Below are 13,511 nucleotides of genomic sequence, written 5' to 3'. Positions count from 1 at the left end.
TACGCGTGTACCTCCTTGCGGCCATGCAAGGAGTTTTTTTATGGCCGGGAAGCACATCCAAGGAGGAAACAACATGAAAGAAGTATTAGGTATTAGAGACGTTCCAAAAGCATCCAGCTGGCTAACGCTAAGCTTACAGCACTTATTCGCCATGTTTGGCGCTACGATATTAGTTCCATTTCTAGTAGGACTCGATCCAGCAGTAGCCCTTGTCTCAAGCGGACTTGGAACACTAGCTTATCTACTAATAACAAAAGGAAGAATCCCAGCGTACCTTGGTTCTTCATTCGCCTTTATCGCACCGATTATTTCGGCTGTATCCCTGCACGGTCCTGAAGGGGCAATGATTGGAAGCTTTTTTGCAGGAATTGTTTACGGACTTGTAGCGATTGGAATTCGTGCACTAGGATTGAACTGGTTATTGAAACTTCTACCGCCAATCGTCGTTGGGCCGGTTATTATGGTCATTGGACTTGGACTTGCAGGAACTGCCATTGACATGGCAATGAACAATCCAGCAACGCAAGCCTATAGTGGAACACATTTTACAGTAGCACTTGTGACGCTTGGAGTAACGATTCTTGCTTCGATGTTTCTAAGGGGATTTTTCAGCCTAATTCCAATTTTGATCGGAATCGTTTCAGGTTACACATTCGCCTACTTCATGGGAATCGTTGATCTAACGCCAATTCGTGAAGCAGCGGTGTTCCAAATGCCAGACTTCATTATCCCATTCAAAGATTATAACCCTGCAAGTGTGTTCTCGTGGGAAATTCTCTTTATCATGGTACCAATTGCAGTTGTAACAATTGCTGAACATATTGGAGATCAAATGGTTCTAAGTAAAGTAGCAGGAAAGAATTTCTTGAAAACCCCTGGTCTCCACCGCTCGATCCTTGGTGACGGTGTTGCAACGATTATTGCTTCTTGCCTTGGAGGACCACCAAACACAACTTACGGTGAGAACATTGGGGTACTTGCGATTACGAGAGTTTTCAGTGTGTTCGTTATCGGTGGAGCTGCAGTGCTTGCACTTATCTTTGGATTTATTGGAAAAGTAACAGCAGTTATCTCGACAATCCCAACAGCCGTCATGGGCGGAGTTTCGATTCTCCTTTTTGGAATTATCGCTTCTTCAGGACTACGTATGCTGATTGATAACAAAATCGATCTTGGTGAAAAACGGAATCTGATCATTTCTTCAGTCATCCTTGTGATTGGAGTTGGAGGAGCGTTTATACAAGTAAGTGATAACCTTCAAATAGCTGGTATGGCACTTGCAACAGTCATAGGAATTGTTCTTAACTTGATTCTACCTGGTGGCGCTACTCAGCAGTCAGTGGAAAAAATGTTTGAAGAAGATCTTGATAATACAGATACAGCTGCATAAGATCATCCTTTAAAAAGGTACAGAGAGACCTTTAAGGGTGGGAAAAGAGGCGCACTACACGTCTACCTTTCTGCACCCTGAGACTCTCTCAGGGTGCTTTTTTTATGAAAATTTGAGCTTATAAACTAATAACTGGGGAGTGAGTGACTTGAAGCATTTACTTGATATGACTTCTCTAGAAATTGATGAGATATACAAAATTCTTCAACAGGCTGAGCATCTCCGAAATGGGAAAGTGATACACGATTCTGAAATGAAGTTCGTCGCAAACCTATTCTTTGAACCTTCAACGAGAACACGATTTAGCTTTGAAGTGGCAGAGAAAAGGTTGGGATATGAGGTTATGAATTTTGAAACTTCCTCTTCTAGTCTGCAAAAAGGTGAGAGTCTCTACGATACGATAAAGACTCTTGAAGCAATTGGAGCAAATGCTGTCGTTATTAGGCATAAAGATGAACGGTATTTTGAATCCCTTCTTAATCACACTTCACTTTCTATTATTAATGCCGGAGATGGATGTGGTCACCACCCAACTCAATCGCTTCTCGACCTGTTCACAATTCAACAGGAATTCAACAAATTCGAAGGTCTCGAAGTTGTCATAGCTGGGGACATAAGGCACAGCAGAGTAGCGCGATCAAATGCGAGTGTATTGAAGAGATTAGGTGCGCACGTCACATTTTCTGGTCCACGAGAATGGCAGGATGAGAGAATGTCAGAATTTCCATATATCACAATGGATGAAGCTGTAGAACAGGCAGATGTACTGATGTTGTTACGGATCCAAAATGAGCGACACAGTACGAAAAGCAACACATCCTCAACTTATTTAGAATCTTACGGATTAACAATTGAGCGAGAAAAGCGAATGCAACAACACAGCATCATCATGCACCCAGCTCCTGTTAATAGAGGAGTAGAGATTGATACAACACTAGTTGAATGCGAACGGTCGCGAATTTTTAAACAAATGGAAAATGGCGTTTATGTTCGTATGGCTTGTCTAAATCTACTCTTACAAAACACTCAGAAAGGAATGGTCGTGTGATGCTAATACAAAATGCAAAACTCATTAATGAAACTGGAGATTTGGTAAAGCAGGACGTGCTTATTTCGAAAGAAGGAACAATTGAGAAGATTGCAAGCGAGATTGATCCTGCAGGTCACAGTGCATTTGACGCAAAAGGAAATTTGCTTGTACCAGGACTTGTCGATTTACACGTTCATTTAAGAGAGCCTGGCGGCGAGCACAAAGAAACGATTGAAACGGGATCAAAAGCAGCTGCAAAAGGCGGGTTTACAACCATTGCAGCCATGCCTAATACGAGGCCTGTGCCTGATAGTGTAGAAACAATGCAACAGTTAGTTAAGAAAATAGAAGATACTGCACACGTTCGTGTTCTTCCATATGGCGCAATAACAACAAGACAACTTGGAGAAGAGCTTACTAATTTTGAAGGTTTGAAAGAGAGCGGAGCATTCGCACTGACGGATGACGGTGTAGGTGTACAGAGTGCTGGTATGATGCTAGAAGCAATGAAACGCGCAGCGACTAGCAATCTATCAATTGTTGCACATTGTGAAGAAAACACGCTCATCAACGGTGGGAGTGTCCATGAAGGACGATTTTCAAAAATGAACGAACTAAATGGCATCCCATCAGTGTGTGAATCGGTACATATTGCTAGAGATGTTCTACTAGCGGAAGCAGCGGGTGTTCATTACCATGTCTGCCACATTAGTACGAAAGAGTCTGTCCGAACGGTGCGTGATGCAAAAAGAGCAGGTATTAACGTTACAGCTGAAGTAACGCCGCATCACTTGCTTCTTTCAGAGGATGATATCCCAGGGCTTGATACGAATTACAAAATGAATCCTCCTCTTCGGTCGAAAGAAGATAGAGAATCTCTTATTGAAGGACTTTTGGATGGAACAATTGATTTTATTGCAACAGATCATGCGCCACATTCTGCTGAAGAGAAATCAAATTCGATGGAAAAGGCACCGTTTGGCATCGTAGGACTTGAAACCGCCTTTCCACTTTTGTATACGAACTTTGTTGAAAATGGAACATTTACATTAAAGCAGCTTGTTGACTGGTTAACAATTAAACCGGCCACTGCATTTGGACTTGAATATGGAACTTTAAAAAATGGTGTGAAGGCAGACATTACGATCATTGAATTATCACACGAGGAAGAAATCAATCCTGAAACATTTCTCTCAAAAGGCAGAAACACCCCCTTTGCCGGATGGACTTGCAAAGGGTGGCCAGTAAATACATTTGTAAGCGGGAAAATGGTATACGCGAAAGGGAGCGATCAATGATGAAGAGACAATTAATTCTAGAAGATGGATCTATTTTTGTAGGAAAAGCATTTGGTAGCGATATGGAGAAAAGTGGAGAGGTAGTTTTCAATACAGGAATGACCGGCTATCAAGAAATCTTATCTGATCCATCCTACTGTGCCCAGATTGTAACGTTAACGTATCCCCTTATCGGTAACTATGGCATTAATCGGGATGATTTCGAATCAATTAACCCCTCTGTTCATGGTTTGATCGTAAAAGAAGCAACAGAGGTACCAAGCTACTGGAGAAACGAAATGACGCTCGATGAGCTTCTTAGAGTAAAAGGGATTCCAGGGTTGCAGGGTATTGATACTAGAAAATTAACGAAGCTTATTCGTGCAAACGGCACGCTAAAAGGAAAAATGTGTAGCATGGACGTTGATCCTGAGAAAATTGTTCGTGACTTATGTGAGACACCCCTTAAACGCAATCAGGTGGAACAGGTATCAATAAAAGCCCCATACGCGAGTCCTGGTCGCGGATATCGTATAGTCTTAGTTGATTTCGGAATGAAGCACGGCATTCTTCGTGAACTAACGAAAAGAAAGTGCGATGTCGTTGTCGTTCCTTATCATACATCAGCAGAAGAAATTCTTCGTTTGAACCCTGATGGTGTGATGTTAAGTAACGGACCTGGAGATCCAAAAGATGTGCCAGAAGCAATTGAGATGATTCAAGGTATTCTAGGTAAAATCCCACTGTTTGGAATTTGCCTCGGACACCAGTTGTTCGCGTTAGCATGCGGAGCTGACTCAGAGAAAATGAAGTTTGGGCATAGGGGTTCTAATCACCCAGTCATGGACATTAGAACCGGTCGCGTTGCAATTACTTCACAAAACCATGGATACACAGTGGAAGCGAAGTCACTTGAAGCCACAGATCTTGAAATTACACATATTGCAGTTAATGACGAAACAATAGAAGGTGTTAAGCACATTATGCATGCCGCATTCAGTGTTCAATATCATCCAGAAGCGTCTCCAGGACCTGAAGATTCGAATGCGCTGTTCGATGATTTCATCACATTGATTACAACTTTCAAGGGGGAAAAAACATATGCCTAAACGCACAGATATTCAGAAGATACTTGTCATCGGATCAGGACCGATTGTGATTGGTCAGGCTGCAGAGTTTGATTATGCAGGTACTCAAGCTTGCCAGGCTCTTAAGGAAGAGGGTTACGAAGTTATTCTAGTTAATTCTAATCCAGCTACAATTATGACTGATACAACCATTGCAGATGAAGTATACATTGAACCTCTAACCCTTGATTTTGTTAGTAGAATTATTCGTAAAGAGCGACCAGATGCTCTTCTTGCAACGCTTGGAGGACAAACCGGACTTAACCTTGCTATGGAGCTATCACAAGCAGGCGTTCTTCGTGACTATAAGGTTGAACTTCTTGGCACAAGCCTTGAAGCGATTCAGCAGGCAGAAGACCGAGATCAATTTAGAACATTGATGCATGAGTTAAATGAACCAGTTCCTGAAAGCGACATTATTCATAACCTTGATGAAGCCTATATGTTTGTAAAGAGAATTGGTTATCCCGTCATTGTTAGACCAGCCTACACATTAGGTGGAACTGGTGGAGGTATCGTTAACAACGACGAAGAGTTAGAAGAGATCGTGAGTAGCGGTTTAAAGTATAGCCCAGTTACACAATGTCTACTAGAAAAAAGTATCGCAGGATTTAAGGAAATTGAATACGAAGTAATGCGTGATGGACAGGATCAGGCAATCGTTGTTTGTAATATGGAAAACATTGATCCAGTCGGCATTCATACAGGTGATTCGATTGTTGTAGCTCCAAGTCAGACCTTATCAGATCGCGATTACCAGATGCTTCGTAACGTTGCACTTAAAGTCATTCGCGCCTTGAAAATTGAAGGAGGATGTAATATTCAGTTAGCGCTTGATCCTTACAGCTTTCAGTATTACATCATTGAAGTGAATCCCCGAGTTAGTCGATCTTCGGCACTAGCTTCAAAAGCAACCGGATATCCGATTGCCAAACTTGCAGCGAAAATAGCCGTTGGATTGTCACTAGCAGAAATGAAAAATCCTGTAACAGGTAAAACATACGCAAGCTTTGAACCAGCTCTTGATTACGTTGTTTCTAAAATCCCACGCTGGCCATTTGATAAATTTGAAAGTGCAAATCGTAAATTAGGCACTCAGATGAAAGCGACGGGAGAAGTAATGGCCATCGGTCGCACATTAGAAGAATCACTCCTAAAAGCGGTTCGCTCTCTTGAATCGAATGTGAGTCATCTAGCCATCCCTTCTTTAGGAGGGGTTGATGATGAGACAATTGAAGCACGAATTCGAGTAGCGGATGATGAGCGGATTTTTGTTGTAGCTGAAGCATTTAGACGCGGAGTAACAATTAAAGAGGTTCATGATTGGAGTGCAATTGACTATTACTTCCTAGTAAAAATACAGGGAATCATCGCACTCGAAGAGAAGTTAAAAGAGAACAAAGGAAATCTAGATCTTTTACTTAAAGCGAAACAAAAAGGGTTCTCAGATGAAATCATCTCAAAACTATGGAATCAAACCGAGCTTGAAATCTATGAACTCCGTATGAGAGAAGCTATTCAGCCTGTATATAAAATGGTAGACACATGTGCTGGAGAATTTGAATCTGAAACACCTTACTATTACTCGACTTATGAAGAAGAAAACGAATCATATAAAACAAACAAAGAGAGTGTTCTTGTTCTTGGTTCAGGTCCTATCCGGATCGGTCAGGGAATTGAGTTTGATTATGCAACTGTTCATAGTGTGTGGGCTATTCGTGAAGCAGGATATGAAGCAATTATCATTAATAACAATCCTGAAACTGTGTCAACGGATTTTAGTATCTCAGATAAGCTATATTTCGAGCCACTAACAGTAGAAGATGTGATGCATGTAATCGAGCTAGAGAAGCCAAAAGGTGTGATCGTACAGTTCGGTGGGCAAACGGCTATTAATCTAGCAGATGAGCTGGCAGCCCGCGGCGTGAATATCCTTGGAACTTCGCTTGAAGATATGGACCGAGCAGAAGATCGTGATAAATTTGAAATGGCGATGGCTGAACTTAACATCCCTCAACCGGAAGGGAAAACAGCAACATCGATTGACCAGGCGATCACTATTGCAACAAGAATTGGCTATCCAGTTCTTGTACGTCCATCCTATGTACTTGGTGGAAGAGCGATGGAAATTGTTTATAAAGAGAGCGAGCTTCTTCACTACATGGAGAATGCTGTTAAGGTGAATCCCCAGCATCCTGTTTTGATCGACCGCTACTTAATGGGGAAAGAGATCGAGGTTGATGCCATTTCAGATGGTGAGACAGTCTTTATCCCAGGAATAATGGAGCACATTGAACGAGCTGGCATCCACTCAGGCGATTCAATCGCAGTGTATCCACCTCAGAGCTTATCAAAAGAAGTGAAAGCTACGTTAATTGAGGAGACGATTACACTTGCAAGAGGGTTGAGAATTAAGGGGCTTCTAAATATCCAGTTTGTAATCCAGAATGAGCAGGTTTATGTGCTTGAAGTTAATCCGAGATCAAGCCGGACGGTTCCGTTTTTAAGTAAAATTACAGGGGTACCAATGGCAAACCTAGCAACAAAAGTAATCCTTGGAAAGACGTTAAACGAACTTGGATACAGAACAGGCTACGGAGAAGAAAGAGCAGATGTGTATGTAAAGGTTCCTGTTTTCTCCTTCGCGAAACTGCGCCGTGTTGACATTACGCTCGGACCAGAGATGAAATCAACAGGAGAAGTAATGGGTCGTGACTGTACGCTTGAAAAGGCTCTTTACAAAGGACTAGTCGCATCTGGGATGAAGATTCCAACACACGGGTCTGTCTTGTTCACGATTGCTGATAAAGACAAAGAAGAAGCAACAGATATTGTGAAGCGATTCCATGCAATTGGCTATCATATTCTTGCAACAGAAGGTACGGCGCAGCTCATTCGTGACATGAACATCCCTGTTACGGTTGTAAATAAAATTGGAGCGGAGAAGCCTAACTTACTTCATGTGATTCGAGAAGGACAGGCGCAGTTTGTTATCAATACCCTAACAAGAGGGAAGCAGCCAGCAAGAGATGGATTCCGAATCCGAAGAGAATCGGTTGAAAATGGTGTCGTATGCTTTACATCACTCGATACTGCGAAAGCATTGTTGCGCGTGATTGAAACGATGACGTTCACAAGCACCAGTATGCCAAAATTTCATGAAAATGAAGTGGTTCATTCATGAGACAAATAAAAGCTGAGCTTGTCTCCCAAACAAAAATCGCTTCTTCCATTTTTGAAGCAATTGTTTACCACGAAGCGATCGATGACCATTTTCAACCTGGCCAATTTGTTCATGTGAAAGCGGGAATGGGATCTAATCCATTATTAAGAAGGCCGATTAGTATTTGTCACGTTGATCCTGAGAAACATTTATTGACGATGATTTATCGCGCTGAAGGAAAAGGTACGCGATTGCTATCTGAGATGGTCCCGGGGGGCGAAATTGACCTTCTCGGGCCACTTGGTCAGGGCTTTCCAGTTGGAAACTTAGGAGCGGGAGACACGGCGTGGCTAGTTGGCGGTGGCATTGGTGTTCCACCCCTTTATTACCTATCACAGGAGCTTACGAAACGTGGAGTCACGGTCAAGCATGTTCACGGCTTTCAGACAGAAGCAGTTGTTTTCTATGAAGAGAAATTCAAGGCATTTGGTCCTGTTACAATTACAACTGCAGATGGAAGCTACGGCGAAGAAGGGTTTGTAACGAATCAGCTTAATCACGATGTTGATTACTTATTTGCATGCGGACCCACTCCAATGCTTCGTGCACTCGAAAGCTTTCCAGCTAAGAAAGGCGTATACTTATCCCTTGAACAGCGAATGGGTTGTGGCATAGGAGCATGCCTCGCCTGCGTTTGTCATGTACAAGGAGATGAAACAGGACTCGCCTATCGAAAAGTGTGCAGTGATGGACCAGTATTCCAGGCTGGGGAGGTTGTTCTATGAGTCGATTACACATTGAGCTTCCAGGTCTTCAGTTGAAAAACCCCATCATGCCTGCTTCTGGTTGCTTTGGGTTCGGTCGTGAATATAGTCAGTTCTATGAGTTGGATCAGCTTGGCGCCATTATGGTAAAGGCAACTACCGAGAAACCTCGTTTTGGCAATCCTACGCCTCGTGTAGCAGAGACAACATCAGGTATGTTGAATGCTATCGGTCTTCAGAACCCTGGGCTTGAAAAAGTGATGAATGAAGAACTTCCCTGGCTATCTCAGTATGATGTACCGATCATTGCAAACGTTGCAGGGTCAACGATTGACGATTATGTTGCAGTTGCTAAACGAATATCAACTGCATCGAACGTTCATGCACTTGAATTAAATATTTCCTGCCCAAATGTGAAAGAGGGAGGGCTAGCGTTTGGGACTGTCCCAGAAACAGCTTATGAAGTGACAAAAGCGGTAAAAGATGTTTCAGATGTTCCGGTTTATGTGAAGCTTTCACCAAATGTGACGGATATCGTCCAAATAGCAAAGGTTGTAGAGAGTGCAGGTGCAGATGGGCTTACGATGATCAATACCCTTCTCGGAATGCGGATTGATTTGAAAACAGGAAAGCCAATTCTTGCTAATGGAGCTGGAGGGTTATCAGGTCCAGCCATTAAACCTGTTGCTATTCGAATGATTCATCAGGTCAGTCAGCAAGTTAGTATACCAATTATAGGCATGGGTGGGGTTCAGACGGCTGAAGATGTTATAGAATATTTCCTTGCTGGAGCAAGTGCTGTCGCAGTTGGAACTGCAAACTTCGTAGACCCATTCACTTGTCCAACAATTATTGAATCACTACCTGTACTTCTTGATGAGTTAGGTGTTAATCATATTTCGGAGCTAACAGGAAGGAGCTGGAAAAAAGAATGGAACCTTCAATCATCCTCGCATTAGATTTCTCAAAGAAACAGGACTTAGATGAATTTCTAACAGTAGTTAAAGAAGAGCACCTTTTTGTAAAAGTAGGAATGGAGGCGTTCTATCAGTACGGACCGAAGTTAGTTGATGAGTTGAAGCAACGTGGTCATAGCGTTTTTCTTGATTTGAAGTTACACGATATCCCAAATACCGTTAACAAGGCAATGAAAGGTCTAGCAGGACTTGGTGTGGATCTTATAAATGTCCATGCAAGCGGCGGCTCGCGTATGATGTGCGCAGCGATGGAAGGTTTGGAAGCAGGAACAAGAGCAGGAGAGAAACGCCCGATGTGTATAGGTGTAACACAACTTACGAGTACATCCGAAGAAATGCTACGTAAAGAATTACAAATCACGTTGAATATGAAGAATAGTGTTGTCACACTAGCAAGTTTAGCGAAAGAGAGTGGCCTTGATGGTGTGGTGAGTTCTGCGCTTGAAGTCCCGATGATTAAAGAAGTTTGTGGAGACGAATTCTTAACTGTTACACCTGGAATCAGGCTCGAAGGCGATCTAGCAGGAGATCAGAATCGTGTATGTTCACCAACTAAGGCACGTGCATTAGGTAGTGATTACATTGTGGTTGGCCGTAGCATTACCGCTTCACCTGATCCATTAGCAGCCTACGTTAAACTAAAATCTGAATGGGGGATTACTCATGAAGTCCATCGCTAAAGCATTACTTGAGATCGAAGCCGTTAGCCTTCAGCCATGGCAACCATTTACGTGGTCATCAGGCCTCCTATCACCTATTTATTGTGATAATCGATTAACGCTTTCCTATCCGAAAGTAAGGAAAGAAATTGCTGAGGGTTTAGTTGCGATTATTAGAAATCATTTTCCTGAAGCAGAAGTAATTGCTGGAACAGCCACAGCTGGTATTCCACATGCTGCATGGGTTAGCGATAGCTTGGAGTTACCTATGGCATACGTGAGAGGTAGTGCTAAAGGGCATGGTAAAGGAAATGTAATTGAAGGAATAGTGTCAAAAGGACAGAAAGTCGTTGTTATTGAAGATCTAATATCAACAGGTGGAAGTGCGATCGAGGCTGTTAAGCAATTACAATCTGCTGGTGCGGAAGTGCTTGGTGTCGCTGCAATCTTTACATATGGTATGGAAAAGGGAAGAGAGCAGTTTGCAGCAGAACAAATTGCGTGGCAAACGCTCACCAATTTCGATGAGCTGTTAACAAGTGCAGTTGAAACGGGTATGATTGAGAAAAGAGAGGTTCAATCACTGCTTGACTGGCGTGACAATCCAAGTTCGAAAGACTGGCTTGAGCAGTTGAAAAATCTCTCCGTTTAGGAGGGGTAAGATGAGAAAAATGCAGGGAGAAGAGTTTGATTCGCTCGTATCCTTTTTTGATGATATGGCAAGAACAAAGTGGCTAGGTGGAATACACGATGAATTAAAAAAAGCCTCCGGGTCCTGGAAAGACTTATCCGTTCTCGATGTGGGATGTGGAACTGGAAGACTGTTGCTTCGAGGTGTAGAGGAAGCTTCAATGCTTTCTGGCGTTGATTTATCTTCTGAAATGGTGAAAGCGAGCAAACAGAATTTTTTCTTTATTAATCGATCAAACAAAAGCCATTTTTCAGAGGGGGATGCCTGTAATCTTTCTTTCGAAGACAATACGTTCGATCTGTCATTGTCTACTTGTGTCATGTTTCTTTTACCTGAGCCAGAGGCAGGGATGAAGGAAATGATCAGAGTGACAAAAGAAGGTGGGAAGATTGTCATGTTAAACCCTTCTCTACAAATGGATCAAATGGCTGCCTTTCAATATGCAAAGGAGCAAGGGATGAGTGGGTTTGAACAAACTTCACTTTTGAAATGGTCGAATGTGTCGACTAGAAGGCATCGCTATTCTCCGAAAGACCTAAGTGAAAAGCTGAAGCGTTTAGGAGCAAAAGAGACACGACACGTTGAAGTATTAAATGGTCTAGCAATCATAACCGTTGCAGATCTATAAAAAAAGTCACGCAAATTGCGTGACTTTTTTTGATGTTATTTTTTCATCTTGAAAATAAGATCTTGATCAGGTGTTACATAAAGCGTATTTTGCTGGTCATACGTAACAAACCCTGGCTTTGCTCCATTAGGCTTTTTAACGTGACGAACTTCTGTGTAATCTACAGGTACAGATCCGGACTCACGTGCCTTACTGAAATAAGCTGCTAAGTTGGCTGCCTCCAAAAGCGTTTGTTCAGAGTATTCTTTGCTTCGAATGACAACGTGAGAACCAGGTATATCCTTCGTATGAAGCCACGTTTCACTTCTTGCAGCAAGTTTGTTAGTTAAATACTCATTCTGCTTATTGTTTTTCCCAACAAGTATTTCAGTTCCATCTGTTGATTCATAAACATCAAGCTGTGGTTTCGTTGGTTTAGGTTTTTTCTTTTTGCGCGAGCGTTTCTTAATATATCCTTCCTCTTCAAGCTCTTCACGAATTTCTTCAATATCACGTGGAGAAGCAGCGGTTAGCTGTTGAATGAGCTGATCAAGGTAAGCAATCTCCTGATGAGCCATTTCAATTTGCTCTTCAAGTACAGAAATGGAATTCTTCGCTTTGTTGTACTTTTTAAAATAAGCTTGAGCATTTTCAGATGGTGACTTTTGAGGATTTAACTCAATCTCAACCATTCCACCATCTTCATCATAATAGTTCTGTACGGAAACCTTCTTATCACCGCGTTTTACCATGTGCATGTTCGCTGTTAGAAGCTCACCAAGCAGTTGGAATGTATCTGCTTCCTGTGCCTGTTTAATTGTGCGTGAAAGCTTTTCGATTTTCTTCTCGTTCTTTTTTAATTCATTCGAAAGAAATCGTTCAAGATCATTCGACTGCTGTTTTACACGATCTCGGTCAGCTTTGCCGTAATAAAAGCGGTCGAGAAGTTCACTGGTTGAATCAAATGTTCTTGATTCCCCGCTTAAATGAGTTAACGGCACAACTGAGAAGTATTCTTTAGACGCGGTGACCATATGTGGTGTGTAGTGGTGATCACCTAGCTGATTGAAAACATCAAAAAAGGCTTCGGGTAGCGTAGAGCGATTTGCAAGACCGGCTCGATGCACAACTTCGTTCGCGATAAGTGGAGACACCCCTCCGAACGCTTGAACAAGTTGCTTACTAAGTTTCCCGGCATTAAAATCAATCTGTCTTAGAAAGTCATCTGTACTTAATCCGAATGGCGATACTTTATTCTGAGCTGGTGGAGCTACATAATCCTGTCCAGGAAGCACCGTCCGATACCGGTTAACAGATGGAGAAAGGTGCTTAATGCTATCAAGTATCATGTTTGATTCATTTAATAGAATAACGTTACTATGACGACCCATAATTTCAGCGATTAATGTCCTTGTCGTTAAATCGCCTAAATCATTGCGAGCTTTGAACGTTACATGGATAATTCGTTCGTTATCGATTTGTTTAATTTCCTCGATAATGCTTCCTTCAAGATGTTTCCTAAGGAGCATGCAGAACATTGGTGGTTCCTTTGGATTTGCATACGATTCCTTTGTTATTTGTATTCTTGCATAAGATGGATTTGCTGAAAGAAGCAGTTGATGGTTCTTGCCCCCAGAGCGAACAACAAGCAATAAATCAGTCGCATAAGGCTGATAGATCTTTGTTACTCGTCCACCTTTTAACAATTCATTTGTTTCGTGCGCAACGGCTCTCATAACCATTCCGTCAAAAGACATATTGTTCACCTACATTCCTATCAATAGACATCGCTCTTAGTATAGCATTTTTTTAAGCTTGTCTGAATA

General features: G+C 42.2%; 11 protein-coding genes. 10 read left to right on the top strand and 1 reads right to left on the bottom strand.

Annotated elements, in window-relative coordinates:
• Positions 1–40: 40 nt before the first annotated feature.
• From FBF83_RS02675 to FBF83_RS02630, 10 genes are all read left to right on the top strand, one after another.
• The gene (locus tag FBF83_RS02675; protein ID WP_420875105.1) at positions 41–1,390 is read left to right on the top strand and encodes a solute carrier family 23 protein; all 1,350 of its coding nucleotides are present in this window, start codon (positions 41–43) and stop codon (positions 1,388–1,390) included.
• 148 nt (positions 1,391–1,538) lie between these two features.
• Entirely contained in the window at positions 1,539–2,438 is a 900-nt protein-coding gene (locus FBF83_RS02670; protein WP_136945584.1) for an aspartate carbamoyltransferase catalytic subunit, read from the top strand.
• On the top strand, positions 2,438–3,718 hold the full coding sequence (locus tag FBF83_RS02665; RefSeq protein ID WP_136945583.1) for a dihydroorotase: 1,281 nt from the start codon (positions 2,438–2,440) through the stop codon (positions 3,716–3,718). Before FBF83_RS02670 ends, FBF83_RS02665 begins: the two co-directional genes overlap by 1 nt.
• Positions 3,718–4,806, top strand: a complete 1,089-nt coding sequence (locus tag FBF83_RS02660) for a carbamoyl phosphate synthase small subunit (protein WP_136945582.1) — start codon at positions 3,718–3,720, stop codon at positions 4,804–4,806. Before FBF83_RS02665 ends, FBF83_RS02660 begins: the two co-directional genes overlap by 1 nt.
• Entirely contained in the window at positions 4,799–8,008 is a 3,210-nt protein-coding gene (gene carB / locus FBF83_RS02655; protein WP_136945581.1) for a carbamoyl-phosphate synthase large subunit, read from the top strand. The genes FBF83_RS02660 and carB overlap by 8 nt, the downstream gene beginning before the upstream one ends.
• Positions 8,005–8,772, top strand: a complete 768-nt coding sequence (locus FBF83_RS02650; RefSeq protein WP_136945580.1) for a dihydroorotate dehydrogenase electron transfer subunit — start codon at positions 8,005–8,007, stop codon at positions 8,770–8,772. Before carB ends, FBF83_RS02650 begins: the two co-directional genes overlap by 4 nt.
• Positions 8,769–9,710 carry a dihydroorotate dehydrogenase gene (locus FBF83_RS02645; protein WP_136945579.1) on the top strand — a complete coding sequence of 314 codons (942 nt, stop codon included), beginning with the start codon at positions 8,769–8,771 and terminating at the stop codon, positions 9,708–9,710. The genes FBF83_RS02650 and FBF83_RS02645 overlap by 4 nt, the downstream gene beginning before the upstream one ends.
• Positions 9,683–10,408, top strand: coding sequence for an orotidine-5'-phosphate decarboxylase (gene pyrF, locus FBF83_RS02640; protein ID WP_136945578.1), 726 nt, complete (start codon positions 9,683–9,685; stop codon positions 10,406–10,408). The genes FBF83_RS02645 and pyrF overlap by 28 nt, the downstream gene beginning before the upstream one ends.
• Positions 10,392–11,039 (top strand): orotate phosphoribosyltransferase, encoded by a 648-nt coding sequence (pyrE, locus tag FBF83_RS02635; RefSeq protein WP_136945577.1) that lies wholly within the window; start codon positions 10,392–10,394, stop codon positions 11,037–11,039. The genes pyrF and pyrE overlap by 17 nt, the downstream gene beginning before the upstream one ends.
• 10 nt (positions 11,040–11,049) lie before the next feature.
• Complete coding sequence (locus FBF83_RS02630; protein ID WP_136945576.1) at positions 11,050–11,706, top strand: class I SAM-dependent methyltransferase; 657 nt, start codon at positions 11,050–11,052, stop codon at positions 11,704–11,706.
• Positions 11,707–11,741: 35 nt separating this feature from the next.
• Here FBF83_RS02630 and FBF83_RS02625 read toward each other — a convergent pair whose 3' ends face one another.
• Positions 11,742–13,442, bottom strand: coding sequence for an Rqc2 family fibronectin-binding protein (locus FBF83_RS02625; protein ID WP_136945575.1), 1,701 nt, complete (start codon positions 13,440–13,442; stop codon positions 11,742–11,744).
• Between the last annotated feature and the right edge of the window lie 69 nt (positions 13,443–13,511).

Origin of the sequence: Guptibacillus hwajinpoensis (genome assembly GCF_005144865.1) — a bacterium.
Taxonomy (GTDB): Bacteria; Bacillota; Bacilli; order Bacillales; family Guptibacillaceae; genus Guptibacillus; species Guptibacillus hwajinpoensis_A.
Note: the sequence above shows the minus strand (reverse complement) of the source record. Positions and strands in the feature narration are given on the sequence as shown.